The sequence below is a fragment of the Parafrankia irregularis genome (genome assembly GCF_001536285.1).
GTDB lineage: Bacteria > Actinomycetota > Actinomycetes > Frankiales > Frankiaceae > Parafrankia > Parafrankia irregularis.
Window position 1 is genome coordinate 84,599 of record NZ_FAOZ01000022.1, and the last position, 26,970, is coordinate 111,568.

General features: G+C 71.1%; 24 protein-coding genes and 1 tRNA gene. 13 read left to right on the forward strand and 12 right to left on the reverse strand.

The window, feature by feature from the left end; all coding sequences use genetic code 11:
* Positions 1 to 214: 214 nt before the first annotated feature.
* Entirely contained in the window at positions 215 to 1,231 is a 1,017-nt protein-coding gene (locus AWX74_RS26555) for a DUF5317 domain-containing protein (protein WP_242666430.1), read from the forward strand.
* 76 nt (positions 1,232 to 1,307) lie between these two features.
* Positions 1,308 to 1,382, forward strand: a complete 75-nt coding sequence (locus AWX74_RS42640; protein ID WP_369809780.1) for a 50S ribosomal protein bL37 — start codon at positions 1,308 to 1,310, stop codon at positions 1,380 to 1,382.
* 272 nt (positions 1,383 to 1,654) lie between these two features.
* Here AWX74_RS42640 and AWX74_RS26560 read toward each other — a convergent pair whose 3' ends face one another.
* The 5 genes from AWX74_RS26560 to AWX74_RS40210 all read right to left on the reverse strand — a co-directional run bounded on the left by AWX74_RS26560 (position 1,655) and on the right by AWX74_RS40210 (position 5,092).
* On the reverse strand, positions 1,655 to 2,623 hold the full coding sequence (locus AWX74_RS26560; protein WP_091282567.1) for an NAD-dependent epimerase/dehydratase family protein: 969 nt from the start codon (positions 2,621 to 2,623) through the stop codon (positions 1,655 to 1,657).
* A gap of 239 nt (positions 2,624 to 2,862) precedes the next feature.
* A complete protein-coding gene (rsrA, locus tag AWX74_RS26565; RefSeq protein ID WP_091282571.1) occupies positions 2,863 to 3,150 on the reverse strand; it encodes a mycothiol system anti-sigma-R factor in 288 nt (95 codons plus the stop codon).
* Positions 3,147 to 3,959, reverse strand: a complete 813-nt coding sequence (locus AWX74_RS26570) for a sigma-70 family RNA polymerase sigma factor (protein ID WP_226931250.1) — start codon at positions 3,957 to 3,959, stop codon at positions 3,147 to 3,149. Before AWX74_RS26570 ends, rsrA begins: the two co-directional genes overlap by 4 nt.
* Positions 3,960 to 4,181: 222 nt before the next feature.
* Positions 4,182 to 4,940 (reverse strand): alpha/beta hydrolase family protein, encoded by a 759-nt coding sequence (locus tag AWX74_RS26575; protein WP_242666431.1) that lies wholly within the window; start codon positions 4,938 to 4,940, stop codon positions 4,182 to 4,184.
* Positions 4,937 to 5,092 carry a hypothetical protein gene (locus AWX74_RS40210; protein ID WP_165615793.1) on the reverse strand — a complete coding sequence of 52 codons (156 nt, stop codon included), beginning with the start codon at positions 5,090 to 5,092 and terminating at the stop codon, positions 4,937 to 4,939. Before AWX74_RS40210 ends, AWX74_RS26575 begins: the two co-directional genes overlap by 4 nt.
* Before the next feature lie 128 nt (positions 5,093 to 5,220).
* Here AWX74_RS40210 and AWX74_RS26585 point away from each other — a divergent pair, with 128 nt between their 5' ends.
* The 6 genes from AWX74_RS26585 to AWX74_RS26610 all read left to right on the forward strand — a co-directional run bounded on the left by AWX74_RS26585 (position 5,221) and on the right by AWX74_RS26610 (position 11,201).
* Entirely contained in the window at positions 5,221 to 6,033 is an 813-nt protein-coding gene (locus AWX74_RS26585; protein WP_091282577.1) for a methyltransferase domain-containing protein, read from the forward strand.
* Positions 6,034 to 6,059: 26 nt separating this feature from the next.
* Complete coding sequence (gene aroA / locus AWX74_RS26590; RefSeq protein WP_091282580.1) at positions 6,060 to 7,427, forward strand: 3-phosphoshikimate 1-carboxyvinyltransferase; 1,368 nt, start codon at positions 6,060 to 6,062, stop codon at positions 7,425 to 7,427.
* A gap of 4 nt (positions 7,428 to 7,431) precedes the next feature.
* Positions 7,432 to 8,490, forward strand: coding sequence for a ribosome small subunit-dependent GTPase A (gene rsgA, locus AWX74_RS26595; protein WP_091282584.1), 1,059 nt, complete (start codon positions 7,432 to 7,434; stop codon positions 8,488 to 8,490).
* A gap of 224 nt (positions 8,491 to 8,714) precedes the next feature.
* A complete protein-coding gene (locus tag AWX74_RS26600; protein WP_091282589.1) occupies positions 8,715 to 9,494 on the forward strand; it encodes a TetR family transcriptional regulator in 780 nt (259 codons plus the stop codon).
* A 9-nt stretch (positions 9,495 to 9,503) separates the two neighbouring features.
* Positions 9,504 to 10,346 carry a histidinol-phosphatase gene (hisN, locus tag AWX74_RS26605; protein ID WP_091282591.1) on the forward strand — a complete coding sequence of 281 codons (843 nt, stop codon included), beginning with the start codon at positions 9,504 to 9,506 and terminating at the stop codon, positions 10,344 to 10,346.
* 96 nt (positions 10,347 to 10,442) lie between these two features.
* Entirely contained in the window at positions 10,443 to 11,201 is a 759-nt protein-coding gene (locus AWX74_RS26610; RefSeq protein ID WP_091282678.1) for a glycerophosphodiester phosphodiesterase, read from the forward strand.
* Positions 11,202 to 11,617: 416 nt separating this feature from the next.
* Here the strand turns inward: AWX74_RS26610 and AWX74_RS39580 are convergent, their stop codons facing one another.
* The 3 genes from AWX74_RS39580 to AWX74_RS26625 form a co-directional block, all read right to left on the reverse strand.
* Entirely contained in the window at positions 11,618 to 11,815 is a 198-nt protein-coding gene (locus AWX74_RS39580) for a hypothetical protein (RefSeq protein WP_006544926.1), read from the reverse strand.
* Between the two features lie 447 nt (positions 11,816 to 12,262).
* Positions 12,263 to 13,414: an alpha/beta fold hydrolase gene (locus AWX74_RS26620; protein WP_091282594.1), complete on the reverse strand. Its 1,152-nt coding sequence runs from the start codon at positions 13,412 to 13,414 to the stop codon at positions 12,263 to 12,265.
* Between the two features lie 33 nt (positions 13,415 to 13,447).
* Positions 13,448 to 14,935: a gamma-aminobutyraldehyde dehydrogenase gene (locus AWX74_RS26625; RefSeq protein ID WP_091282597.1), complete on the reverse strand. Its 1,488-nt coding sequence runs from the start codon at positions 14,933 to 14,935 to the stop codon at positions 13,448 to 13,450.
* 318 nt (positions 14,936 to 15,253) lie between these two features.
* On the opposite strand from AWX74_RS26625, the gene AWX74_RS26630 reads away from it, so the two are divergent.
* Complete coding sequence (locus AWX74_RS26630; protein ID WP_091282681.1) at positions 15,254 to 16,696, forward strand: NAD(P)/FAD-dependent oxidoreductase; 1,443 nt, start codon at positions 15,254 to 15,256, stop codon at positions 16,694 to 16,696.
* 111 nt (positions 16,697 to 16,807) lie between these two features.
* Here the strand turns inward: AWX74_RS26630 and AWX74_RS26635 are convergent, their stop codons facing one another.
* Positions 16,808 to 18,211, reverse strand: a complete 1,404-nt coding sequence (locus AWX74_RS26635) for an aspartate aminotransferase family protein (RefSeq protein WP_091282599.1) — start codon at positions 18,209 to 18,211, stop codon at positions 16,808 to 16,810.
* 190 nt (positions 18,212 to 18,401) lie between these two features.
* On the opposite strand from AWX74_RS26635, the gene AWX74_RS26640 reads away from it, so the two are divergent.
* The 3 genes from AWX74_RS26640 (at position 18,402) to AWX74_RS26655 (ending at position 21,725) form a co-directional block, all read left to right on the forward strand.
* On the forward strand, positions 18,402 to 18,890 hold the full coding sequence (locus AWX74_RS26640) for an Lrp/AsnC family transcriptional regulator (RefSeq protein WP_006544921.1): 489 nt from the start codon (positions 18,402 to 18,404) through the stop codon (positions 18,888 to 18,890).
* 113 nt (positions 18,891 to 19,003) lie between these two features.
* On the forward strand, positions 19,004 to 19,264 hold the full coding sequence (locus tag AWX74_RS26645; protein ID WP_054565142.1) for a hypothetical protein: 261 nt from the start codon (positions 19,004 to 19,006) through the stop codon (positions 19,262 to 19,264).
* A gap of 439 nt (positions 19,265 to 19,703) precedes the next feature.
* A complete protein-coding gene (locus tag AWX74_RS26655) occupies positions 19,704 to 21,725 on the forward strand; it encodes an ABC transporter ATP-binding protein (protein WP_091282605.1) in 2,022 nt (673 codons plus the stop codon).
* 46 nt (positions 21,726 to 21,771) lie between these two features.
* Here the strand turns inward: AWX74_RS26655 and AWX74_RS26660 are convergent.
* Positions 21,772 to 21,845 (reverse strand) — tRNA-Met (locus tag AWX74_RS26660).
* A 268-nt stretch (positions 21,846 to 22,113) separates the two neighbouring features.
* Positions 22,114 to 25,131, reverse strand: a complete 3,018-nt coding sequence (locus AWX74_RS26665) for a UPF0182 family membrane protein (RefSeq protein WP_091282608.1) — start codon at positions 25,129 to 25,131, stop codon at positions 22,114 to 22,116.
* A 90-nt stretch (positions 25,132 to 25,221) separates the two neighbouring features.
* Between AWX74_RS26665 and AWX74_RS26670 the strand changes: the two genes are divergently transcribed.
* Positions 25,222 to 25,728 (forward strand): PPA1309 family protein, encoded by a 507-nt coding sequence (locus AWX74_RS26670; protein WP_054565145.1) that lies wholly within the window; start codon positions 25,222 to 25,224, stop codon positions 25,726 to 25,728.
* 151 nt (positions 25,729 to 25,879) lie between these two features.
* Here the strand turns inward: AWX74_RS26670 and AWX74_RS26675 are convergent, their stop codons facing one another.
* Positions 25,880 to 26,929, reverse strand: a complete 1,050-nt coding sequence (locus AWX74_RS26675) for a YlbL family protein (protein ID WP_091282611.1) — start codon at positions 26,927 to 26,929, stop codon at positions 25,880 to 25,882.
* Positions 26,930 to 26,970: the final 41 nt, after the last annotated feature.

Consider the following 26,970-nt stretch of genomic DNA (forward strand, 5'->3'; position numbering starts at 1 on the left):
TCAGCGCGCCACGAGTGGGCCATGGCGCGCCCCGGGGGCACCCGTGGGGCCGCTCGGGCGTCCCGACGCGAGCGCCGCTCAGCGGCGTGTGGGACGCGTCGTGTCCCTGCGGACAGGTCACACCGGCGGCCGGTGGTGTGCGCCCGGGCCACCACCGGCCACACTTACGGATGTGCTCGTACTCCTCCTACTGACCCTTCTGTGCGGGTTGGCCGTGGGTCTCGCGAGGGGCGGAACCCCGGACGCCCTCAGCCGCGTGTACGTCGCCCGGCCCCCGCTGTTCGTCGCAGCGGTGGCCGTCCTGGCGGTTGGCCGGCTCATCGGCCCACTGCACGGCCCCGCATGGATCCTCGCGTCGGCCAGCCTGGTGGTCTTCACCCTGACGAACCGGCGGCTACCCGGGCTGGGGCTGCTCTGTGCCGGCGTCATCCTCAACGCTGCCGTGATCAACGCCAACGGCGGGGACATGCCGGTCTCGGCCTGGGCGGCGGACCGGGCGGGGGTGCCCATCGAGGAGATCACGGCCTCGCATTTCCACACCGTGGCGGACTCGCAGACCTCGCTGCGCCTCCTCAGCGACATCCTGCCGCTGCCCATGCCCGGGTCCGCGGCGGTGGTGAGCTTCGGGGACGTCCTGATGGCCGCAGGGCTGGGCCTGTTCGGCGGCGTCGGCCCGGTGCGGGCACGGCGGACCCTTCAGGCGCGGATGGTCGCCGGCCTCGACCGGCCACGCAGAACGGCGAACGCGGACTCCGCGGAGCGCCGTACGCGGGCCGGCGGGGCCGCCACGGCAGCGGAGCCCGGCCGGGGCACCGTGGACGACGAACCCGCGCAGGACGGCGGCCGCGTCGCGACGGCGGTCGCCGTCCACACCGAGCCGGTCGGCGAACTCGCCGAGGATGACGGATTCCCCGAGGGCGACGACTTCACCGAGAGCGATGACTTCGCCGAGAGTGACGACTTCGCCGAGAGTGACGACTTCGCCGAGAGTGACGACTTCGCCGAGAGTGACGACTTCGCCGAGGACGGCTGGGCCGACGACGTGACCGTGGCTCCCGCTCCCGCGCCGGCGGCCCAGGCCGCCGGCGCGGGAGCGGCCGGAGCCGCGGGGGACGGCGCGGCCGTCGATGCCGTCGAGGCCGCAGGAGCCGAGGCCCAGGCCGCCGGGACCGACACGGCCGCGGACCGCGTCACCGGGAGCGGCCCCCGTCACCCGGTCGACACCCCCTGATCGTCGACCGAACCGTCACGACGACGTGCGCCGACGGGCTGGCAGTATGTGGCCGAAGGAATGAGAGGAGGGCGTCATGGCGAAGAAGAAGCGCAAGCGGCGCGCCAGGGCCAAGCACAAGGCCAACCACGGCAAGCGCCCGAACACCTGACAGGTGGTCCGGGTGGGCCGGCGGCGGGCGCTGACGCGTCTCCCACCGGGCCACCCGGGCCCTGGGGGCCCTGGGGCCCTTGGGGCCTGCTCCCGGGCGGCTGGATCCCTGATCCCACCCACACCGCCACGCCGCACCGGCGGTTGGCCGCCAGAGGGACGAAAGGGGCACAGAGTCGCCTGGTGACCCGCAAGAAGTAAGGATTTTGGTCGTTGCAACGACCAAAATCGCTCACTCCTGCGACTCGCCAACCGGGCTACCGGGCTACCGGGCTAGACGCTGGCGGCGGTGGCCGTGCTGCTGAGCCGGCCCCGGATCCAGTCGATGGTGTGCCCGAGCCCGGCGTCCAGGCTGACCTGCGGGCGCCAGCCGATCGCCTGCTGGGCGAGGGCGACGTCCAGCGCGATGTGCTGGAGCTCCCCGGGCCGCGGCGCGGCGAACTGCGGATCGTCCGGCACACCCACCAGGCGCGCGACACGGCTGTGCAGGTCCCGCACCGTGGTCTCGACCGCCGTCCCGATGTTGAGCCGCAGGCCGTTGGCGGCCTCGGCCGGCACGCATCGGGCGAAGGCGTCCGCGACGTCCGCGACGTAGACGTAGTCCCGGCTGGTCGTGCCGTCACCGAAGATCTTGGTCGGGCGGCCCTCCAGCAGCGCGGTGCCGAAGATCGCGACCACACCGGCCTCGCCGTGCGGATCCTGCCGCGGGCCGAAGACGTTGCCCAGCGCCAGCGCGGTGCTGGCCAGGCCGTAGGTCGCGCGGTAGACGTTGAGGTAGAGCTCGCCCGCGGCCTTGCCGGCCGCGTACGGCGATTCCGGGGACGGCGCGACGGCCTCGCTGACCGGCAGCACGGCCGGGGTGCCGTAGATCGACCCGCCCGACGACGTGTGGATCACCTTCGACGCACCCGCCAGTCGGGCCGCCTCCAGCACGTTGATCGTGCCCAGCACATTGAGGCGTGCGTCGCGCAGCGGATCGGCCACACTCACCCGGACGTCGATCTGCGCGGCGAGATGAGCCACGACATCCGGCCGAACCCGCGCGACGAAGTCGGTGAGGCCGGTGGCCGTGATATCGCCCTTCTCGAAGGAGAAACGGGCATCTGACCCCGCCTGCGCGAGATTCTCCATTCGCCCGGACGACAGGTCGTCAAGCCCGACGACCGAATGACCATCGGCAAGCATCCGGTCGACGACCGTGGAACCGATGAAACCGGCCGCGCCGGTCACGAGGATACGCACACACAGAAGCCTAACCGCAGCAGCTGTGAGCCCGATAAGCGCCGCACCTGAAAAGCACCGCTTCCGCGCTCACGCCCGCCGCCGACGGCCTGCCGGCCGGCCGGCCCGGCCAGGCACCTGCTCGCCCCGCTCCACGCCGGGGCCGCCGGGGAGTGTCGAGACGCCCGGGCGCACCCGGGACGGCGCCGCACACGCAGCCGCCGCAGGCACCCCGCTCCAGACCCGCCGGCGGCCGCCCCCTACTCCGGCTGGAACTCGGCGGCCGCGTCGCTATCGGAGCGGGCCGCCCGCAGCCGCGCGAGCACGCTCAACCGCAGCGAATCCGGCGCCCGCTCACCGCCGCACTTGCGGGCGACGAGCATTTTCACCTCGTGTTCCACGCCGAACTCCCGCAGGCACGGCGAACACTCGTCGAGATGCGACCGGATGAGATTCTGCTGTGAACCGTTGCACTCGCCGTCCAGGTAGAGAAAAACGGCGTCGAGCACCTTCCGGCAGTCAATGTTGTGGCTTGCTCCACAGCTCACGACCCACCGCCCTCGTTCTCGGCGGACCCGGCCGGAACAAGCCCGCGCTCCTGCGCGTACTGCTCCAGCGACTTCCGCAGACCACGCCGCCCACGGTGCAACCGGGACATGACCGTTCCGATCGGCGTGCCCATGATCTCAGCGATCTCCTTGTAGGAGAACCCTTCGACATCGGCCAGGTAGACCGCCATCCGGAAATCCTCGGGCAGGGCCTGCAGCGCCTCGGTGATGTCGCTGTCAGGCAGATGCTCCAGCGCCTCCGCCTCGGCGCTTTTGAGGCCGGTCGACGTGTGTGACTCGGCCTCGGCGAGCTGCCAGTCCTCGACCTGCTCGGTCGGACTCTGCAACGGCTGGCGCTGACGCTTCCGGTAGGTGTTGATGAAGGTGTTCGTCAGGATGCGGTACAGCCAGGCCTTGAGGTTGGTGCCCTCCTGGAACTGGTGAAACGCCGCGAACGCCTTGACGAAGGTCTCCTGGACGAGATCCTCCGCGTCCGCGGGGTTGCGCGTCATCCGCAACGCGGCCGCGTAAAGCTGGTCGAGGAACGGCAGCGCATCCCGCTCAAAGCGAGCGCCGCGTGCCTCGGCTGTCTCGTCGCCGGTCTCGTCGACCAGGATCACTCCTTCACCGTGCCCGGGACCAGTCACCGGCCCACCGACGACTGCCCGGACCGCCCAACTCTCCGCGCCGGACGATACCCCTGCCACGGACCATGCGCGTGGCGGCGCCGCGGCGTTACCTCCGTGCCCCGGGCGCGTCGCACGACATTCCGTCGGCGGCGCAGCCGGAACAATGTGGTGGGACCTCATCGAACCTCCACGACGCGGCCACCGTGGGAGCCGCACCACCTCGGTGCCCCTCGCCCGGTGCCTGCCTCTTGCCCTTCCACTCCGCCAAACCAGCGAACGCCGGTCCCAATTCCCGGTTCCAGCGACGCGAACCTGGGTACCAGAGGTGGACGTGAGCACACATCCGGGGCGCGCCACGCTCTCCTGCGGGCCGCCACGGCCTTCGACCCTTCCGGGGCCGTCTCAGACCTCGGCAGCGGTGCCACCGGCGGCACCGCCACCACCGGAGCCACCGGAGCCAGCAGTGGCCCCGACGCCGGCAGTGCCGGCCAGCTGCCCGAGCAGCCAGGACGAACCGAGATCCGCGGCCTCGGCGGCCACCTCGCCCACCGTCCTCGCGTCACGGACCCGAACCCGGAACGAGTGGTCGGCGCCAGCCACGATCCGCACCTCGACCTGTCGGGACGGGTCGGCCGCCGGGGTTCCGAAGGCGTCACGTTCACCCTGGATCACCAGCACCGGCACACCGGCGTCGGCCAGCTCCGGCTCGCGCGAGGGCCGCCCACCCGGCGGCTGCAGCGGGAAGCCCAGCGCCAGCACCGCGCGGGCCCCGACCGTGCGGGCACAGCGGACCGCCACCCGGGACCCCATCGACGCGCCGGCGAGCCCGAGGAACGCCGGGGAGCCCAGGGCCGCCACCGCGGCCGTGAGGACCCCGTCCAGCCGGCTCGGGCGGTCCGGCGCGCGGCGACCGGCCACCCGGTAGGGCATCTCCAGCGTGGCGACCCGTGTTCCGGCCCCCGCCAGGCGGCCGGCGAGCGCGGTCAGCACCGGCGTGTCGGTGCCGCTGCCAGCGCCGTGCAGCAGCACCACGGTCGCTCCGGGAGGTGCGGTGACACCCGCGAACGGGGCGCCGGCCTGGGCAGACCCCGGACCCGCGTCCAGCGGAGCGGGAACTACCCGCAGGCGTCCACCGTCGACAGAGATGAGTTCCCCGATCACCGCGAGCGCTCCGCCGGGCTGGCGTCAGTCACCGGCCTGCCGGTCACCAGCCCGCCGGTCACTGGCCCGCCGGTCGCGGCCCGCGCCGGGCGGGCCTTCGCGGCGGGCGGGGAAACGGCGAACAGGGGAACCGGAACGTGCACGAACGGCACGCGGGTCTCCCTGTTGCCCGAGCCGGTATGGAAGGACACTGCGTGGTCGGCCCGAACATCTGTCAGAATTTCACCTTGCGTGTGTGACATGCCTCGCATCATTGCCCCTCGAAGGGTAGGAACGGTCCATGCTGTCTGGCGCCGACGCCGACGCTCACTCGTCCCGGGCGAACACGAACACGCTGGTCTGTGAGGCCCCGGCCAACAGTGACGACCCCTACTGGGCCTTCTACGAGGAAGTCGCCTCGGCCCAGCTGCGGGAATGGCTGCCCACCGGGCCGGTCCGCGTCCTCGACGTCTCCGGCCCGCGTGCCAGGTTCGCACGCCAGATGGCCACCGCGGGTCACGAGGTGGTGCGGGTGGTCAGCAGCCTGACCATTGATGACGCACCGGGTGCGAGCGACCCGGCGCCCGGCTCCGGCCCCGGCCGGCTGCAGCGGGTCGTCGGCGACGCGCGCTCGCTCGACTGGTTCCGGCCCGGGTCCTTCGACGCCGTTCTCGCCGAGGCACGCGCCCTGTCGTTCTGCCTGGCGACGGAGACGACCCTCGAGGAGATCTACCAGATGCTGCGGCCAGGTGGCCGTCTGCTGCTCTGTGTCGACTCGCTGCTGCTGGGCCTTGCCCGGCTCGCCGAGCAGCACCGGTGGGCGGAGCTTTCGGACGTGCCACGCGCGGATGTCGTCCTGGTTCCGGCCGAGGACGGCAGCATCACCCGCTGCTTCTGGCCCGAGGAGCTGCGTGCCCTGCTGACCAGCGCCGGGCTGGAGGTCGACTGGATCCGCCCGCGCACCGTGCTCTCGGCCGAGGCGGTCCGCCGGGCCGTCGCCGAGGACGTCTCCTGCTTCCCCACCCTGGTCCGTACCGAGGTCGAGCTGGCCGCCGAGCGCGAGGGCGAGTCGATCGGTATTCATCTGATCGCCTCGGCCCGCCGGCCTGACTGACGGCCGGAATCCGGCATGCTGGCACCGTGACCACCACCACCCGCGAGCAGCGCGAGCAACACGACCCGTGGCCGGCGCCGGTAGCGACCGGGCCGGTCAGCGCAACCGTCGCGGTACCCGGCTCCAAATCCGGCACCAACCGCGCGCTGGTCCTGGCCGCCCTCGCGGACGGGGCCTCCCGGCTGCGTGGTCCGCTCCGCTCGCGGGACACGCTGCTGATGGCGGCCGCACTGCGCAACCTGGGCGCGCAGGTGACGGACGCGCCCGCCACCGACCCCGGTCCGGCCGGCGCCGACCTCGTCGTCACCGGCCCCGTCGGGGCGATCAACGGTGGGCTGGCCTCGATCGACTGCGGCAACGCCGGCACCGTCGCGCGCTTCACGCCGGCGCTGGCCACCCTGGCCAAGGGCGACGTCCACTTCGACGGCGACCCGCGCATGCGGGAGCGCCCGCTGACCCCGCTGCTGGCCGCGTTGCGGGAGCTCGGCGCGCGGATCGACGGTGATCGGATGCCGTTCACGGTGCGGGGCGGCGGCGGCATCGCCGGTGGTGCGGTGACGGTGGACGCGTCGACGTCAAGCCAGCTGGTGTCCGGGCTGCTGCTCGCGGCGTCCCGGTTCGAGCGCGGCGCGACCGTGACGCACGCGGGGCACCGGCTGCCGTCGGGCCCCTACCTGGACATGACGGTCGCCGACCTGCGCGCGGCCGGGGTGACGGTGCACGTCGACGTCCCCGGGCCGGGCGACCGGCCGTCGGGTACCGCCGACGCGGCGTCCATCAGGCGTTGGCGGGTGGAGCCCGGCGGCCCCGCGCCGCTGGACCGGGTCATCGAGCCCGACCTGAACAGCGCGACTGCCTTCCTCGCCGCCGCGGTCGCCACCGGCGGCCAGGTCACCATCCCGGGCTGGCCCGCCCACACCGAGCAGCCCGGGCGTCTGTTGCCCGAGCTGCTGGTGGCCATGGGCGCCGAGGCGGAGTTGCGCCCGGAAGGGCTGCGGGTCACCGGCGGCGGGCGGATCACCGGCATCGACGCCGACCTCTCCGACTTCGGGGAGGCCGCGCCGGTGCTGACGGGCCTCGCGGTGCTCGCGGATACCCCGTCCCGGCTGCGTGGCATCGCCCACCTGCGCCTGCAGGAGACGGACCGGCTCGCCGCGCTGGCCAGCGAGCTGGGCAAGCTCGGCGCACGGATCGCCGTCACCGACGACGGCCTGCGGATCGATCCGGTGCCGCTGCGCGGTGCGCGCCTCGACCCGCACGCCGACCACCGGCTGGCGATGACCTTCGCCGTCGTCGGCCTCGCGGTGCCCGGGGTCACCATCGACGACATCGCCACGACCGGCAAGACAGTCCCCGACTTCGCCCGGATGTGGACCTCGATGCTGGCCGGCTGACACCGTGGCACGCGAACTGGACGAGGACGACGTCCGCACCCGACCCGGCCGGGGTTCCCGGCCGCGGACCCGGATCCGGCCCGAGCACGCCGACGCGACCCGGGCCGTCGTGGTCGCGGTCGATCGTGGGCGCTACACCTGCCGGCCGGGCAGCGCAGGCGCGTCGGGGGCGTCACGTGGCAAGGCCGGCCGGCCGGGCGGGCGGGCCGGTGCAGGCGAGGCGGACGGGGCGGGCGCCGAGCTGGTCGCCGCCGTGCGCGGCGGGTCGATGCGCCGGACCTCCGTCGTCGTCGGCGACCAGGTCGAGCTCGTCGGTGATCTGTCAGGGCGGCCCGGTTCCCTGGCCCGCATCGTGCGCCGCGAGGAACGGAGCAGCCTGCTGCGCCGGACCGCGGACGACGCCGACCCCGTCGAGCGGCCCATCGTCGCGAACGCGGATCTGCTTGTCATCGTCTGTGCTCTGACCGACCCGCCGCCCCGCACCGGTCTGATCGACCGGTGCCTGGTGGCCGCGTACGACGGCGGGTTGACACCGGTGCTGTGCCTGACCAAGACGGACCTCGCGGATCCCGGCCCGGTGCGGGAGTCCTATGAGCCGCTCGGGCTACCGGTGGTCACCACCCGTCCAGGCGGTGACCTGGACCCGCTGCTCGTCCTCCTGCACGAGGCCACCAGCGTCTTCTTCGGCCACAGCGGAGTCGGGAAGTCGACACTGGTGAACCGACTCGTCCCGAACGCCGACCGGGCCATCGGCGTGGTCAACGCGGTCACCGGCCGCGGCCGCCACACCTCCTCGGCCGCGGTGGCGCTCGCCCTGCCCGCCGGGGGGACGGTGGTCGACACTCCCGGGATCCGCTCGTTCGGGCTGGGTGCCGTCCAGCCCGAACGGGTCCTGCTGGCCTTCGACGATCTGTCCGCCGCGACGGTCGACTGTGAGCCCGGATGCGACCACCTGACCGCTCCGGACTGCGGGCTCGACGCGGCCGTCCAGGCCGGTCGGGTCGACCCCGTACGGGTGGCCAGCCTGCGGCGGCTGCTCGCCACCCGCGTCACGCCCGGCTGACCCGGGGTCGGCACTGGTGCTGGTGCCGACGCCCGCGCCGGCACCGGTTCCGGGGCTGCCGGCCCGGACAACCGAGGCAACGGTGCCGCACAACCACTGGCGTCCCAGAACTGCGCGCGGTCGCGCAGGGCTAGCTTCAACCATGTGATCAACAAACCCTGATCCCGATCGGGTGATCATGCTAACGGGGCACCTAGTCTCGGGCTGTGATTGATCAAGGGACGGTGCCGCGCGCGAGCGAGTTCGCCCGCGTAGCCCGCCGCCGGCGCCGGCAGCCGGTGGAGGCCGAACGCGAGATCCTGCGGGCCGCGACGGAGATGATCGGATCCTCCGAGACCAACGTGCCGATCACCGTGGCCGCGCTGATGGCACGGACGGGGCTGGGGCGGTCGGCGTTCTATGCCTACTTCCGCGACCTTCCCGATCTGCTGCGCCGGCTGCTCCACGAGATAGAGGGCGAGCTCTCGGCGACGTCGTCCGCCTGGTTCGACGGCAACGGCGACCCGGCCGAGGACTGCCGGCGTTCCGCGCAGACCCTGGTCGACGTCTACCAGCGGCACGGGCTCATCCTCAGCGCCATCGCGGACGCCGCCGCGGCGGACCCCGACCTCGCGGCCCGCTACCAGCAGGCGACGGTGGACGGATTCGCCGCCGCCGTGGCCGAGCGGGTCGACCGGGAACGCAACCGCGGCACGGTTCCCGGCGACCAGCACCCGCAGAGCCCACGGGCGCTGATGGCGATGACCGATACATATCTGCGCGAAACGCTCGGCCGCCATCCGCGGGCGGATCCCGCCGTCGTAGTGAGAACGCTCACGCTGGTGTGGTCCCAGGCCCTCTACGGGCGGACACCCGCCGACCCGGCGGAGCCGCCGACCCGCACGGCGACACCAGATAACAGCGGGCCAGCGGCCCCTGACGATGTGCCCGCGGCCCGAGACGGCCGGATCGAGGCCGCACGCCCGGTGGGCGCAGGGCTGATCCCGCGACGTCGAAACTCGTAGTCTTCCCTCGTGACTCCGTCAAACCCGAGCCCCGTCAGCGCCAACCCGGCCGGGGCGGTCGACCCCACCGGCTGGCTGGCCGACGACCTCGCGCTCGCCCTGAGCCTCGCCGACGCCGCCGACCGGATCACCCTCTCCCGTTTCCAGGCGGTGGACCTCCACGTCGAGTCGAAGCCCGACAACACCCCGGTCTCCGACGCGGACACCGCCGTCGAGTCCATGATCCGTGAGCGCCTCGCCGTCGCGCGGCCCGGCGACGGCGTGCTCGGCGAGGAGGAGGGCCTCGTCGGTGAGAACGCGCGCCGGCGCTGGATTCTCGACCCCGTCGACGGCACCAAGAACTTCGTCCGCGGGGTGCCCGTGTGGGGCACGCTGCTCGGTCTCGAGGTCGACGGCGAGATGGTCGTCGGTGTCGCGAGCGCACCGGCGATGAGCCGGCGCTGGTGGGCCGCCCAGGGCATGGGCGCCTTCACCCGCAACGCCACCGGTGACACCCGCGCCCTGCGGGTCTCCTCCGTCACCCGGTTGTCCGACGCGTTCCTCTCGTTCGCCTCGATCGAGGGGTGGCGGACGGCCGACCGGCTGCCGGAGTTCCTCAGCCTCGCCGAGCAGGTCTGGCGCAGCCGGGCCTACGGCGACTTCTGGTCGCACATGATGGTCGCCGAGGGCGCCGTCGACCTCGCCTGCGAGCCGGAGGTCTCGCTGTGGGATCTCGCCGCCCTCCAGATCATCGTCGAGGAGGCCGGCGGGCGCTTCACCGACCTGAGTGGGCAGCGCGGGCCGTCCCACGGCACGATCCTCACCACGAACGGCCACCTGCATGACCTCGCCCTGAAGCACTTCACCAGCTGAGCCGCCGGTGACGCGCCCGACGCACCTGACGCGACCCACCCGGACCTCGGCCCGCCCGGTGCGGCTCCGGGTGGTCGGCACGTGGCCGGCACCACCATGGTGATCGGCTTCGCGCACCGCGGCGCGCCGGCTCTCTGCCAGCGGGAGAACGCCCTGCCGGCTTTCCGGCGCGCGCTGGCGGCGGGTGCGAACGGCCTGGAGTCGGACGTCTGGCTGACCGCCGACGGCGTCCCGGTGCTGCGGCACGATGCGACGCTGGGCCCGGCCTGGCTCCCGTGGCGGCGGCGGGTGGCGGAGCTGCGCCGGGCCGACCTGCCGAGGTGGATGCCCACCCTCGCCGAGCTCTACCAGGACGCCGGCCGGCCCTTCGAGCTCAGCCTGGACCTGAAGGGCCGCCCCGCGGGGATGTCCGCGACGGCGGCCGCCGAAGCGGTTCTCAGCGTCGTCCGGGCCGAGGGCGGCCAGGCCGCCCTGCGGCGGCTGTGGCTGTGTGGCCCGCTGTCCGACCTACGGGCGTGGCGACAGCTCGACGGCGATGTCAGGTTGGTGAACTCCACCTCGGCCGCGGAGGTGGCCGCGAACGGCGGCGCCGCCGCGTATGCCCGCGTCCTGCGGGACGCCGGCGTGGACACCCTGAATCTGCGCACGCGGGAGTGGACGCCGGCCCGGGCCGGCATCGTGGCCGACCTGCACGCGGCCGGAATCCTTGCATTCGGGTGGGACGCACAGTCCGCGGCGACGCTGCGGCGGTTGCTCGGCTACGGTCTCGACGGCCTCTACTCGGACCATCTGCACCGGCTGGTCGAGGTGACCGCCACGCCGAGGCCGCGGCGACCGCTTACCTCGGACGGCTGACGGCCGATCCTGAGGGCTGCCCGGTTCCGGACAGCCACCGGGCACGGATACCTAACGGGAATCCGATCATCCGGAACCGCCCGCCCGCAATAAGTGACACACACGAGAACAAAGAGTCACCCGATTGGGGGTGACTCACAGGCTGAATGTGACCGTACCACTACTAGGACGATTGACCTGACCGCCCCAATTCAGTGAAGTTCTCAGAGTCAGCCAGAGCGGAAGACCACACAACGTGGCCAAGACGTACGCGATGAGGCGCCGACAGCAGACACGCTCGGACGCTTTGTTGACACGGTCGGCGACCGGAACCACAGGCCCCGCCCGACTCGAAGGATCTCGACGACTCCGAACACCCGGAAGCACGCCCACAGCACCGGGCCCGCGACTCCACGAACGCCGGGATGAAGGACTAGTCAGTCTTTGACGGCGACGTCGAGCATCTTCGCGGGAAAACCTGTCCGTTCCGCGACGTTCTCGATGGAGTACCCCTGCTCGACGAGGTCACGAGCCTGTTCGAGGGTCCAGCCCCGACCGGGGTCGACCCGACGGACGACCACCTCACTCGCCTGATGATGTTCCTGCGGCCAGCTCAGTCGCGCACGGCGTGCCAACGGTCGACCTCCGAGGTTTTGACGGGCATTAGCGTTACCAGCCAAGGATAAGCCAGAAACGCGCCTTCCCGCTCCATGAACTTCGCGATAGCGGCCACGCCAGAGTAATGCGCAACCGTCGCGGGGACACCCCCGTGTCCCCCACCACCTCCACACCATCATCTGGTCGCCGGACGGAGCCACCCGTCGGCACCGAAGCAGCCGCGTTACTTCGGCCGAGGTCGGCGTGGCGGGATGTCGGTTGGACATGTCCACTTAACTTGCCCGGCCGGTACTTGTCGGGCGAGTTGTTGTCCGGTAATGTCCACGGCTCACCTGAGACAGATGAGGACAAGTACACCCGGCACGTTGCTTCGCCGTGGCATCTCGCGCCCAGATCCCGCTGTCGCGGCATGAGCGCCCATCGCACCGTACCCCGCTGCGAACGGCGCCCGGCGGCGCCGAAGGTCATCCGCCGCCGACAGCGGTTCCTCCGCCAGCGGGAGCCGTTGGCACCCCTGGCGGGGGTGCCAACGGCTGCGACCGGCCCGCACCGCGGCGGCCGACGCCCTCACCACGGCCCCCGCCCTCACCACGCCTGTCTTCAGCGCGCTTACCCTCATCGCGCTCGCCCCCACCGCGCTTACCTTCATCGCGCTCGCCCCCACCGCGCTCGCCCTCACCGCGCTCGCCACCCGCGCCGTGGGAGCGCAGCAACGCGCGCCACTGTCGATCCGAGTGACTGGCCGGCCGGGTGGTGGCCAGAAAATCCTCCAGAACAGCCTGAAATCGGACCGGATCCGAGTGGTGCGGATAATGTCCGGCGTCTGGAAAGATCTCCAGGCGGCTTCCCGGCATGGCCACGTGCGCGATCCTGGCATGTTCCACCGGGATGACACCGTCGTGCTCACCCCACACGATCAGCGAGGGCATACCCGCGGCGAGATAGCACCGGTCGAGCATGGTGATCGCCTGTCCTCTGCCGTCCACGGCGGAACGCAGGGTGCGCAGGAACGCCTGCCGGGCCGTCGACGCCTGCAACGAGGCGAAGACCCGCATCAGATCGTCCGCGTCCCGGCCCACATCGGTGTGCAGCAGCCGCAGCGCGCCCACGACCATCGGGCTGACACCACGGACCGGCGCACTGGCCAACAGCGACAGCACATGGCCCGAGCCCGGGACCGTCGCGGCCCGCAGGAGCGGGTGCAGGTCCGGCCCGACACCTCCGGCCGAGACCAGGACAAGCCGTTCGCAGCGGGCCGGGAACTGGTAGGCGAACTGCATCGCCACTCCCCCGCCCAGCGAATGGCCGACGACGGTCACGCGCTCGATGCCCAGGACGGTGAGCAGGTCCCGCATCCCGCACGCATAGCCCGCGACCGAGTAGTCGCCCCGAGGCTTGTCCGAAAGGCCGTGCCCGAGCAGGTCCGGGGCTATCACCGTGTGGCTCCGTGCCAGCTCCGGGATCAGGTCACGCCAGGTTCCCGAGTTGTCCCCGATACCGTGGATCAGCAGGAGTGCCGGGCCCCGGCCCGCCCGCAGATAGGCGCGCCGATATCCGTGCACGGTCACGAAGCGGCTGCGTAGATCCTTCCCGGCTCCTGGGCTCCGCGTGACCACACGCCGCTCTTCCCGACTTCCGGCCACCGACCGTCACCGCCGCCCGCCCTGGAATGCGAAGTTGTGCATGACGTGCTTGATACGGGTGTAGTCCTCGAGCCCGTAGACGGACAGATCCTTTCCATATCCACTCTTCTTGAACCCTCCATGCGGCATCTCCGCGACGATCGGAATGTGCGTGTTCACCCACACGCAGCCGAAGTCGAGCCGCCGGGTGACACGCATCGCGCGCGAGTGGTCAGTTGTCCAGACGCTGGACGCAAGTCCGTACTCCACGCCGTTCGCCCAGGTCACAGCCTCGTCCTCGGACGAGAACGTCTGGACTGTCACCACGGGGCCGAACACCTCCTGCTGGACCAGCTCGTCCTCCTGGCGCAGCCCCGCGATGACGGTGGCCGGGTAGAAGTACCCGGGCCGGTCATCGGTCGTGCCGCCGGCGAGCAGGCGGGCGTGCTCCGGCCTGCGCTCGACGAACCCGCTGACCCGCTCGAGCTGGCCGGCGCTGTTGAGGGGCCCGAAATCGGCGTCGGCGCCTGAGCCAGCGCCTGAGCCGGCTGCGGCGGGCGCTCCCGGCCGGCGGGGCGGGCCGGTGACGGTCACGCGCGCGGCCTCGGCGAGCGCGTTCGCCAACTCGTCGGCTATGCCTGGCCCGGCCAGTACCCGGGTGGCCGCCGTGCAGTCCTGCCCCGCGTTGAAGTACGCGGCACCGGCGATGGCGGGTGCCACCTCCGCCGGGTCGACGTCGTCGAAGACGATCACCGGCGCCTTGCCGCCGAGCTCCAGATGCACCCGCTTGAGGGAGTCCGCCGCCGCCCGGGCGACCTCCATCCCGGCCCGGACGCTGCCGGTCACCGAAGCCATCGCGGGACCGGGATGGGCGACCATCGCACGCCCGGTGTCACGGTCACCACAGACCACATTGAGCACACCCGGTGGCAGGAACTCCGCGGCGATCTCGGCCAGTAGCAGCGAGCTGGCCGGCGTGGTCTCCGCCGGTTTGAGCACGACCGTGTTCCCGGCGGCCAGTGCGGGCGCGACCTTCCAGACCGCCATCATCAACGGGTAGTTCCACGGCGTGACCTGAGCACAGACCCCCACCGGCTCACGCCGGACGTAACTGGTGTGGTCCGCCAGGTACTCCCCGGCGGCACGTCCCTCCAGCAGCCGGGCGGCTCCGGCGAAGAACCGGATCTGGTCGGCCGACGGCGCGATCTCCTCATCCAGGGTGAGCTGAAGCGGTTTCCCGGTGTTCGCGCACTCCATCGCGGCGATCTGGTCCGCCCGGCTCTCGACGGCGTCCGCCAGCCGCAGCAACGCACGGGACCGCTCGCCCGGGGTGGTGTACCGCCATTCCTCGAAGGCCTCCGCCGCGGCGCGTACGGCCGTGTCGACGTCCGCCTCCGCGGAGATCGGCGCGTGGGCGAGGATCTCACCGGTGGAGGGATCCAGTACCGGCATTGTCCGGCCATCCCGCGACGGCACCGACTTCCCGCCGACGAAGTTGTTCAGCGTCCGGTCCATCCGCCTTCTCCCTCTGCTGGCGTTCAGTGCGCGCTTCCTCGGGTCCAAGGCCCCTACCCATCGGACCCGATGGTTCCACGAACCTTTCGGCGCGGATAGCGTGCCGGGCCGACTCCTGGACAATCGAAACCTTCGTTAATGGGCGTTTTGGAAGTCGCTCAGAAACCCGCTGTCGGCCCCGGCATCGCGGGGATGCGACCCTGATGCGGGTCCCGGGACGGATGCGGGGCCCGGGGACCGGGGACCGCGGTGGTTGCGGTCGCGCGCCTGGACCGGCAGCCACGACGACCGGCACGTCCCAGCGGAGGCACGGACACCGTGAGCGACAGCGACACCCGACCGATCGAGACCGGACCGATCGAGACCGGACCAGGCGAGACCGGGCCGGACGAGACCGGATCGGACGACGCCCGACCAGGCGACAGCGGCGCGGACCGCGCATTGGTGAGCCCGACCGGCTGGTCGCTGTGGGCCGGTGCCCCGGACGAGTCGGGCCGCCCGCTCGGTCCCCGCGCCCGCGGCGCCCTCACCGCCGACGTCTGCGTGGTGGGTGCTGGCTATACCGGCCTCTGGACCGCCTACCACCTCGCCCGCACCCATCCGGCGCTGCGGGTGGTCGTCGTCGAGAAGGAGACCGTCGGCTTCGGCGCGTCCGGGCGCAACGGGGGCTGGTGCTCGGCGCTGTTCCCGACCGCCGCGCTCGCCGCGCAGATGCGTCCCGCGCTGGCGGCGACCATCGACGAGATCGGGGCGATCGCCCTCGAGGAGGGCATCGACTGCGACTTCGTCAAGGCCGGGACGCTGCGCGTGGCCACGACGCCGGCCCAGGCGACCCGCCTGCGCCGCACCGCGGGCACCGAGTGGCTGGACGCGAACGAGGTCGCCGGGATCGTCCGGGTCGCCGGGGCCGAGGGCGGGGTGCTCGACCCTGACTGCGCGGTGCTGCATCCGGGCCGCCTCGTGCGCGGGCTCGCGGCCGCCGCCGAGCGCCGCGGGGTAACGGTGTTCGAACGCAGCCCAGCCCGCCGCATCGTTCCGGGGCGGGTGGTCCTCGACGGCGGGGTCGTGCGCGCCGACGTCATCGTGCGCGCCACCGAGGGCTACACCGCCACGTTGCCGGGGCTGCGCCGCGAGGTCGTGCCGATCTACTCCCTGGTCGTGGCGACCGAGCCGCTGGGCCCCGCGACATGGGACGAGATCGGCTGGGAGCGCAGGGTGGCGGTGACCGACGACCGGCACATGATCATCTATGCGCAGCGCACCGCCGACGGGCGGATCGTGCTCGGCGGCGAGGGCACGCCGTACCACTTCGGCTCCCGGATCAACCCGTCCTTCGACGTCGAGCCGGCCATCTTCGACCAGCTGCGGCAGACCCTCGCCACGTTGTTCCCAGCCGCGGCGACGGCTCGGATCACACACCGCTGGGGCGGGCCGCTGGGCGTGCCCCGCGACTGGACACCATCGGTCCACCTGGACCGCGCGACGGGGCTGGCACACGCCGGCGGCTACGTCGGGGACGGGGTGGCGGCGAGCGCGCTGGCCGGCCAGACCCTGGCCGAGCTGATCACGGGGCGCAGCTCGGAGCGGACCGGCCTGCCCTGGGTGCGCGGCGAACGGCGGCGCTGGGAGCCGGAGCCGCTGCGATGGCTCGGCATCACCGGCGGCACCCGGCTGGCCCGCGCGGTCGACGCCAGGGAGAACCGCACCGGTCGGCCGTCCCGGCTCGGTTCCGTCCTGGCGGCGCTCACCGGGGGCCACTGACCGCGGGACACCGAACGGGCCGCTGCATGCGACGCGGCGCGCTGCCGACAGCGGCTGCCAGTGACAGCGGCCGCCAGCGGCACTGTCAGCGGCCCGCAGCCAGCGGCACTGTCAGCGGCGGGCGAGGTCCCCCGCCATCACGTCCAGGCTGTCCAGGTAGCGGTCGACGTCCGCGTCGGTGTGCTGCACGGACAACGTCCACTCCTCCTCGCGGCCGGGAGCCATCAGCACCGCCCGGTTCGCGTTGTAGAGCCAGGCGAGCTCCGGGAGGGCCGCGTTCTGGTGCGCCATGAACGAGGTGTAGTCGCGGATCGGGGCGTCGGTGAAGTGGACGCAGCCCTTGGAGCTGATCCCGACCGGGTAACCAGCCAGGCCGTGCCGGGCCAGGATGTCGCGGCAGCCCGCCATCAGCCGGTCGTTGAGCCGGTCCAGGTGGGTGTACGCCTCGGGGGTCAGCACCTCCAGCAGGTTCGCGCGCGCCGCCGCCATCGCCAGGGGGTTCCCGTTGTAGGTACCGACCTGCTTCACCTTGTCCGAGGCGACCACCGCCATCAGCTCCTCGGTGGCGCCGATGGCGCCGGTCGGCAGCCCGCCGCCGAGCGCCTTGGCGAGGGTCACCATGTCCGGGAGCACGCCGAACCGCTCGACCGCGCCGCCGGCGGCGACGCACAGGCCGGTCTTGACCTCGTCGAAGATGAGCACGATGCCGTGCCTGCGGGTGATCTCACGGACGGCCTGCAGATACCCGGGCTCGGGCAGCACGACTCCCAGGTTCATCATGGCCGCTTCCATGATCACACAGGCGGGCTTGCGGCCCTCGGCCTCGAGCGCCTCGATTCGTCGTTCCATCGCGGCGGCGTCGTTGAAGGGCACCGCCACGGTGAGGTCGACGACGGCCTGGGGGATTCCCGCGCCGTAGCTGAGGGAGTTCATCCGGTCGGGCGGGCCGATGTCGTCGTACGGCGCACCGATGGAGACCATCACGTAGTCGTGGTGCCCGTGGTACGAGCCGAAGATCTTCACGATGGGGTCGCGGCCGGTCGCCCCGCGGGCGATCCGGATCGCGTCCATGGTCGCCTCTGAGCCGGAGTTGACGAAACGCCACTGCGGCAGGCCGAAGCGGCGGGCCAGTTCCTCGCTGACGACCACGGAGTCCTCGGTCGGCATGGCGAAGTGTGATCCGAGCGGGATCCGTTCACTCACGGCCCGCACGATCGCCGGGTGCGCGTGGCCCTGCACCATCGAGCCGTACCCGTTGTGGAAGTCGGAGTACTCGTTGCCGTCGACGTCCCACACCCGCGAGCCACTGCCGCGGGTGAGATAGATCGGCCAGGGCTCGCGGGCCTGGTAGGACGACGGGACCCCGCCGGTCATCGTCCGCGCCGCCCGGGCGTGCAGGGCCCGCGACCCCTGCGTACGGCTCTCCAGCGCACGCTCCTCGCGCGCCATCAGGCCGGCGATCGTCTCGGCGGAAACGTCGGGACGAGAAGCCAGGGTCGTCGCGTCCGGAACCATCACCGCGCCCTCCTCTGCTGTCGCCTACTGAAATCGTAGACCCAGGATGGCGTTTACAATGGAATCGGTGGAAAGCAAGGGTTGTGAAGACCGCATCCCTATTGGTGCCACGACCGCAATACGATGACACACAGCGAGTAACCACCCCACAATCGACGTCCGTCGGACGAACCATCCAGGAGGATGTCGCGTGCAGCCACGCCGGTCGCCCGGTCAGCGCCAGGCAGCCGAGCCGCTGCTGGATGACATCAACAAGGCGATCATCGAGCAGCTCCAGCAGGACGGGCGGCGCTCCTACGCCTCGATGGCCGCCAGCGTCGGTCTGTCGGAGGCGGCGGTGCGCCAACGCGTCCAGCGCCTCCTCGACGCCGGCGTCATGCAGATCGTCGCGGTAACCGATCCACTGCGTGTCGGCTTCCGCCGCGAGGCCATGGTCGGCGTCCGGGTCTCCGGCGACACCCGCGAGGTCGCCGACGCGCTCGCCCAGCTGCCCGAGGTCGACTACGTCGTGCTCACCGCGGGCACCTTCGACATCCTGGTCGAGCTGGTGGCCGAGGACGACGAGCACCTGCTGTCCCTGATCAACGATCAGATCCGGGCGCTGCCGCAGGTCAGGGAGACGGAGACGTTCGTCTACCTGCGCCTGGTCAAGCAGACCTACTCCTGGGGCGCCCGCTGACGGCGGGGCGTCGACAAAACGACAAGAACCACCCGCGAGCAACCATGAAGAGCCAACGGGAGTCCAACCCTTCACGAGAACTGGTTGCTTCCGGCTCGATCGAAGAGGAGACCATGGCGCTCGTCCACCATGACCCGCGGGACGGCATCCTGATCACGAAGATCGGGCAGGCGGAGATCACTGTCCGGCCTGAGCCTCCCGCCAGCACAGGCGCGGCACCCGTCGTCCTGCTGCGGGTCGACGCCCCGATGCTCGACAGCCTGGCCGCGGCCTATCTCGACCCCGACGAGGCCCGCGCCCTGGCCCGATCACTGCTGTGGGCGGCCGACCAGCTGCGCCCGGCAAGCCCCTGGCGGACGCCCCCACGACCGTGACAGGCGCGGGCGGGACCGGCGCGCCTGTCGGACGCGGCCAGCGATCCAGCGGAGCGGTCAGCGGTCCAGCGGTCCAGCGTCAGCCGAACTGGTAGCGGATTGGCGGATGGCTAAGCCCGCCGGCCACGATGGACGCGACCTGCCGCGGCTCTCGACGTTCTCGATCGGCAGCGGCCGGCCGTCGATCGTGGCGTTGAGGATGAGCGAGGCGATGTCCTCGCCCAGGTGCTCGCGCCGGTCGTCGCGGGCAAGCTGAGCCGAGCGGGGCGACCGGCCACCGTCAGATGGCAGCCGCGTTCGTTCCTGGAGCGCGAACCTCGCCCGCACGACCCGACTGTCGATCTTGACCGGGCATCAGCGCCAGCACGCGGACCTCGCGGAATGTCGTCCCGGTAATTATTCAGATGCGGAGAACCGGTACCCGCGCCACTGTTTCGGAATGGCCGTCACGTCCACACCCCCGCCCGCCGGCGCGGTCGATTCGACGGGCGCGGCGGGCACCGTCCGTCCGTCGGCGTCGACGAACGGACCATCACCCACCGCGTCTCGTCGTCGCCATCCCGGGCTGCATTCGTTCTTCGCCCATATCCACGGTTATCGCTGGCGCGCGGCGGCGGTTCTGCTCGTGTTCGTTCTGTCGAACGCGCTGCTCGCCGTGGTACCGGCCGTTGTCGGCAGGTTTGTCGCGGCCCTTACCGAGACGTCGGTCGACCACTCGACGGCGTTCGGCTGGGCCGCCGTGCTGATCGGCGCCAGCGTGGGCCACGACCTGCTCTACCGCGGCGGCGAGCTGCTGTGGGTTCGGCTGCTTCTCCCCCGCGGCTACGAGTCCGAGGACCTCGTCTTCACCAAGGTGATCAACCAGCCGTATCCCTACTTCGTCGGCACGTTCACCGGCAAGATCAGCAGCTACGTCACGACCCTCGGCCGGGAGTACCGCCAGTTCCTGGACGCGGTGTACTGGCAGTACTGCGAGGAGATCGTCCGGGTCCCGGTACTCGTCGCGATCATGTTCACCGTCAATCTCCCCACCGGCTGCGTTTTCGCCGGCGGCCTGCTGTTGATGATCTTCCTCGGCCGGGCGATGGTGGCGCAGGTGGCGGCCCGCGAGCGGACGTCCGCCGACACCTCCTCCGACCTCGAGGGCCACGTCATCGACGTCATCGCGAACTTCGTCGCGGTGAAGTCGTTCGGGCGGGAACGCGCCGAGCACCACGGGGTGCGCACCAGACGGCGCGGGGTGGCCCGGGCCGCGGCGTCCTCCTACCGGTGGAACCTCGTCTACTTCGCGTCGATGAGTGTTGTGGTCCGGTATGTGCTCTGGCCGGCGACGGTGCTTTTCAACCTGCACCTGTACCTCGACGGCGAGCTGACCCTCGGCCAGTTCGCGACCTTCCTGGCCGCGCTGATGGCGTTCTCCGACTACATCTGGGCGACGGTGTGGATCGTCTCCCAGATGAACCTGCAGTTCGCCCGGGTCGAGGAGGCCTACCGATATCTCTTCGGCGACCGCGACATCGTCCGCGAGCACCGCGAGGATCACGAGGACCCCGTCGGCCACGCCGGCCCCACCGGCCGCGCCGGCCGCGAAGACAAGGAAGACCTGGAAGACCACAAGCACCGGGAAGACCACGACGAGCCGCAGCGGCCGGCGGCGCCGGTCGCCACGTACACCCGCGTGCTGCGCCTCGACAACCTGTGCTTCGCCTACCCGGACGACCCCGACCGGCCGGTCCTGCGGGGCATCACCCTCGATATCGCCCGCAACGAGAAGATCGGGGTGGTCGGCCAGAGCGGCAGCGGCAAGTCGACCCTGCTGAAGCTGCTGCTCGGCTACTACCCGCTGCCGACCGGCGCCCTGCTCCTGGACGGATCACCGATCGACGACCGCCAGCTCGCCCGGCTCATCTCCTACGTGCCGCAGGACGTCACCCTGTTCCACCGCTCGATCCGGGAGAACATCATCTACGGCACCGCCGCCACGGCGAGCCCCGACGAGGTGGTGGCGGCGGCACGTCGGGCCCACGCCCACGAGTTCATCGTCGCCACCAGGGAGGGGTACGAGACCCTGGTGGGCGAACGGGGCATCCGGCTGTCCACCGGGCAGCGACAGCGCATCGCCCTGGCCCGGGCGTTCCTCAACCCGGCGCCGATCCTCGTGCTCGACGAGGCGACCAGCGCGCTGGACAGCGAGAGCGAGCGGCTCGTCCAGGACGCGCTGGAGGACCTGTGGGCCACCCGGACGGTGATCGCCATCGCCCATCGGCTGTCGACCCTGCTGACGATGGACCGGATCGTGGTCCTGGACGGCGGGCGGATCGCGGAGCAGGGCACCCACGACGAGCTGCTCGCAGCCGGCGGGCTGTACAACCACCTGTGGTGCCGGCAGAGCGGCGGGCTGATCGGTTCTCTATCACCTACAGAACCAGTTAGGCAAAACCGACAAACAACCCACAAATGAAATCTCCCCTCAGAGAACTTTCTCTCTGAGGGGAGATTTCGCTTTGTAGCGGGGGCAGGATTTGAACCTGCGACCTCTGGGTTATGAGCCCAGCGAGCTACCGAGCTGCTCCACCCCGCGTCGGTGTGTCTTTACTATACAGGGACGCTGAGGCCGGATGTCAAATCGGTGGCCCCACCAGTTTTTCCGCCTGCAGCAGAGGAGACTCGGCGCTCCGTGCTCCCCCTGTGTCCGTGCTCCCCCTGTGTCCGTGGGCCCCGGGCGGTCAGCCGCGGTCGCCGACCCGGACCGCAGCCGGACGGATCGTCGGCGTGACCACAACGGCGACGGGCTCCACCGACGTCGCCATGGCCACGGGGGCCACGGCGACCAAGGGACCGCGGCGGCTCTAGCCGGGCGAAGGTGAGGGCGACACCGCGGCTGGCGGCGACGACGCGGCACCCGTGCCTGGCGGGGCGCTCGCTCCCGGCGTGGCTGCCCCGCCCGTCGCCCCCGCCGACGGTGCCGCCGTGGGCGGGGCCGACGTGGGCGGGGCGGTGGTTGACGGGGTCAGTGCCCGCAGCCGGTCGAGCGCGGCCTGCAGGTCCTGCTGGGCCTTGCCGTAGGCGGCGAAGTCCGGCGGGCTCTTCGCCAGCGCGTCCTCACCGGCCTGGTAGGCGCTTTCGGCGGCGGCGACGGCGCTCGCCAGATCACCGCCGCCGGGCGTGGTCGTCCCGGTTCCCGCCCCCGCCCCGGAACCCGTTCCGGACTCCCCGGTCGTCGGCGGCGCCGCCGAGGTGCCCGCGCCCGCAGCGGAGTCGCCGGCGCCGGCGCCGAAGAGGTCGTTCAGCGCGTCGGCGAGCGTCGAGCCGAAGCCGATGCCGTCGCCGAAGGCCGCCGCGACGCCCTGCAGGGTCGGGTAGCCGGTCGAGCCCCGGGCCTGCACGTAGTAGGGCTCCACGTACAGCAGGCCGTTCGCCACCGGCAGCGTCAGAAGGTTGCCCTCGATCGTCTGCGAGCCCTGGCCGCGCCAGAGGGTCAGCTTGCTGGCGACGTCGGCATTGGCCTCGATGGCGTCATGCACCTGCACCGGCCCGTTGATGGTGGCGCCCCGTGGTAGTTGCAGCAACGTGAACTGCCCGTAGTTGTCCGGGTCCATCGACACCGCCATATACGCGGCGAGCTTGGACGACCGGGCCGAGATCAACGGCGAGGTCAGGTTGTACGACGGCTCGGCCCGGCCGGGTAGCTGGCTGTAGACGTAGAACGGCGGCTGCGGTTTGCCGGTGTCGTCCGGGGACTTCGACACCTCCCAGAAGTCCTCCTGGGAGTAGAAGTCCCGCGCGTTGTCCACGTGGTAACTGCCGATCAGGTCCCGTTGGACCTTGAAGAGGTCCTCCGGGTAGCGCAGGTGCTCCTTCAGGGAGTCGGAGATCTGGCTCTTCGGGCGCACCGTGTCGGGGAAGGCCTTCATCCAGGTCCGCAGCACCGGGTCCTGCTCGTCCCAGGCGTACAGGGTGACCGTCCCGTTGTAGGCGTCCACCGTCGCCTTCACCGAGTTCCGGATGTAGTTCACCTTGTTTTCCGGCTGCTGGGTGCGGTTGCGGCTCTGCGCCGTCACCGAGTCGGCCGTCACGTCGCCGAAGGTCACCCGGGCCGAGTAGGGGTAGGCGTCGGACGTCGTGTAGCCGTCGAGGATCCAGGTGACCCGCCCGTCGACGACCGCCGGGTAGGGGTCGCCGTCGAGGGTGAGCCAGGGTGCCACCTTGCTGACCCGGTCCCGCGGGTTGCGCTCGTAGAGGATGCGCGAGTCGCTGGTGATGTCGCTGGAGAGAACGATGTTCGGCTCCCCGAAGCGGAGCGCGAACAGCGCACGTCGGAAGCTCGAACCGATCGAGACGCCGCCGTCGCCGTCGTAGCTGGTCGTGAGCTGGGTGTCCCCCGGGCCCGGGCCGTCGATCTCCGCCTGGCGGGTGCCGACGATCGAGTACTCCGGCGACATCTCGCCGAAGTAGATCCGGCTCTCCTTGACGCCGAGGTCGCCCCTCTCCGGCAGGTCCGACTGGTTGAAGTCGGGGCGCCCGCCGTCGGCGGTGTTGGACGGCGCCGTGACGAAGCCCCGGCCATGCGTGTACGTCAGATGCTCGTTGATCCAGTTGCGCTGGTCGTCACTCAGACCGGCCTGGTTCAGCTCCCGGACCGAGACGACGTAGTCCTGAGTCTTGGGTTTCCCGTTCTCCGTCGTCGTGTAACGGTCGACGTCGAGCGTCTGCGGGAAGCCGTAGTAGCTGCGCATCTGCTGGAGCTGCTGGAACGTGGGCGACATCTTGCTCGGGTCCAGCAGCCGGATGTTCGGCACCGTTCCGGTGTCGGCGGCGATCTCCTTCGCCTTGGCGTCCGTACTGGCCGGATAGGAGACCGGTTCGACGTCCTGGATGCCGTAGGCGGATCTGGTCGCGCCGATGTTGCGGGTGATGTACGGCTCCTCGCGGGAGGCCTCGTTCGGCTTGACCTGGAACTGCTGCACGATCGCCGGGTAGATCCCGCCGATGACCACCGAGGAGAGCACGAGGATGCCCGCGCCGAGCAGGGGAAGCGTCCAGCCCCGTTGGAAGATGTTGTAGATGAACAGCACGGCGCAGGCCAGCGAGATGAACAGCAGGATCAGCTTCGCCGGCAGCACCGCGTGGACGTCGGTGTAGGACGCACCGGTGGCCACACCGCGGGACGAGAACACGAGGCCGAAACGGTCCAGGTAGTAGGCCCACGCCTTGAGCAGGGCGAGCAGCCCGAGCAGCACCGAGATGTGCGCCTTCGCCGCCGGGGCGACCCGGTCCCGGGGGGACTGCAGCCGAATGCCGCCGAACAGGTAGTGCGTCAGTACGGCGACCAGCAGCGAAAGCAGCACCGCGGTGAGGAGGAACGCGAGCAGGAAACGCTGGAACGGATAGGTGAACGTGTAGTAGCTGATGTCCCGGTGGAACTGCGCGTCGACCTCGCCGAACGGCTCGCGGTTGATCCACAGCAGCCAGGTTCGCCATCGGCTGGACGCGGACAGCCCGGCGAGGAGGCCGAACACCGCCGAGACGGCCAGCAGAACGGGGAGCATGTACGGCTCGATCGCCACCCGGTAGCGCTCAAGGCTCTGCTGCTCGGCCGACAGGTCACTCGGCGGACGCAACCTGTAGGCGAGTACTATGTTCGTTCCCACGGCAATGGCCATCACCGCGCCGAAGAGCCCGAACAGAAGTATTCGCGTGAATACCACGGTCTTGAAGACGTTACTGAAGTCCACCGAACGGTAGAACAGAAGGTCGGTGTAGAGGCGGGTCGAAACACCGGCCACGATGATCAGGACCAGGACGACCAGTACCGGCACGAGCACACGCATCCGTGTCAGTGGCGGCCTGCGACTGGTTCCTGGCACGAGCTCCTCCGTCCGTTCCTGGCACTGCTGCCCGGCCTACCAGGGCAACCTACGCCAGCCGTGTTCGGCTAGATCCGAGAGGATGGGTCGGTGACCACTCCGAGCATCACCGAGTTGACCTCCGTCGTCCTGGAGGTCGAACGACACGTCGCCGAGCTGGGGTGGGACCAGCCGAGCCAGGTCTACGCACTCGCGGACACTTCCGAGCTGCTCATGCGTGAACCTGGCCTGGCCCCCCATATCGGCGACGCTCCACCAGGTTCACTAACGCCGGTGGAGCAGGAACCGCTCCCCCAGGGGCGGCTTGACGAAGTCCTGGCTGGCATCGGCTGGCCGCCGGAGGTCCTCGGCTGCGTCCTCGTCACCGAGCTCGTCGTGCTGCCGCCGAGCGCGGAGGCCGAAGTTCCCTACGACGAGCGCGACATCGAGCACTGGGCCGCCAACCACCCGGAGCGCCAGGACGTCCGCCTCGCGGTCGGTGTCACCAGGGCGGGGATGCACGCCTCCTGCCTGCGGGTACGCGGGGACGACGAGCTGGTCATCGACCCCGATCTGGCCGACAACCTCGTCGACGGGCTGCTGGACACCTTCCGGTAGACGACGCGCGCGGGGGCGCGGCCGGACGGGGCGGCAGGGCGGGTGCGCGCGGCGTTCCCGCCCATCTGCCTGCTCCTCGCGCCCGCCCGCCAGCCTGCCCTCGGCCACTCGGCCGCCCGGCCACTCGTTTCCCGTCCGCCCGGCTTCTCGCCTACCGCTCGGCCGGGCAGGAGGCCACCGCGGTCGAGTCGGGGTCCTTCTGCAGGGTCTTCAGCGCGTCGAGCGCGTCGGACAGGCTTGCCACCTGGACGAGCCGCAGGTCCGGCTTCATCCGGACCGCGTCCACACAGTTCTCCTTCGGCACCAGGAAGACGGAGGCTCCTGCCTGCTCGGCACCGAGGATCTTCTGCTGGATGCCGCCGATGGCGCCGACCTCACCGGTGCTCTCGATGGTGCCGGTACCCGCGATCGTCTTCCCGCCGGTCAGCTCGCCCGGCGTGAGCAGGTCCACGATGCCGAGGGCGAACATCAGGCCCGCGCTGGGACCGCCGATGTCGGAGATCCGGATGCGCACCGTGAACGGGTAGGAGAGCTTCAGGTTCGTCGTCACCCCGATCATCGGGCGCCTGGCGTCGTCGGTGGCGGGCCTCGTCGTGATCTTCGTGGTCTCCGTCCGGCCGTCCCGGCGGTAGGTCACCTCGACGACGTCGCCAGGCTTGCTCCGGCCGACCAGCGCCTTCAGGCTCTCCTGGTCGGTGACCTTCTCTCCACCGACAGCGGTGATGACGTCTCCGGAACGCAGCAGGCCGGAGGCCGGCGAGCCGGACGGCACGTCGTTCACCACGACCTCCCGCCCGGTCGGCTTGATGCCGAGCTCGCTGAGCGCCGCCGCGGTGGCCTGGTCCTGGGAGTCGAGCATCGCCTGGGTGTTCTCCTGGCGGATCTCCTCCTGGCTGGTACCCGGCGGGCGCACCAGTTCGCTCGGAACGACCGCGCGGTCGGAGGAGACCCAGTCCTGCAACGCTCCCAGCAGGTTGAGGCGGGGGGTCTCCTCGACGGTCGTCAGGTCGAGGCTCCCCGAGGTCGGGTAGGTCTCCCGGCCATCGATCTCGATCAGCGGAGCGCCGTCGACCTTGCCGAGCGTGTCCGTCACCGGCCCCGGCGCGAAGGTCACGTACGGGACCGGCAACCACAGGCCGACCACCGCGAGGATCAGCGTCAGCACCGACGCAACGAAGAGTGTCTGCGTGCGGCGGCCCATTCCCGCAGTCTACGTAGATCGCCGGCACCGGTTCGAAATCC

Excerpts from the sequence above, each read along its gene's own strand:
- AWX74_RS26570 (WP_226931250.1), bottom strand. The coding sequence starts at position 3,959 with ATGAGGTCCCACCACATTGTTCCGGCTGCGCCGCCGACGGAATGTCGT.
- AWX74_RS26585 (WP_091282577.1), top strand. The coding sequence starts at position 5,221 with ATGCTGTCTGGCGCCGACGCCGACGCTCACTCGTCCCGGGCGAACACG.
- AWX74_RS26610 (WP_091282678.1), top strand. The coding sequence starts at position 10,443 with ATGGTGATCGGCTTCGCGCACCGCGGCGCGCCGGCTCTCTGCCAGCGG.
- AWX74_RS26625 (WP_091282597.1), bottom strand. The coding sequence starts at position 14,935 with ATGGACCGGACGCTGAACAACTTCGTCGGCGGGAAGTCGGTGCCGTCG.
- AWX74_RS26635 (WP_091282599.1), bottom strand. The coding sequence starts at position 18,211 with ATGGTTCCGGACGCGACGACCCTGGCTTCTCGTCCCGACGTTTCCGCC.
- AWX74_RS26645 (WP_054565142.1), top strand. The coding sequence starts at position 19,004 with ATGGCGCTCGTCCACCATGACCCGCGGGACGGCATCCTGATCACGAAG.
- AWX74_RS26655 (WP_091282605.1), top strand. The coding sequence starts at position 19,704 with ATGGCCGTCACGTCCACACCCCCGCCCGCCGGCGCGGTCGATTCGACG.
- AWX74_RS26675 (WP_091282611.1), bottom strand. The coding sequence starts at position 26,929 with ATGGGCCGCCGCACGCAGACACTCTTCGTTGCGTCGGTGCTGACGCTG.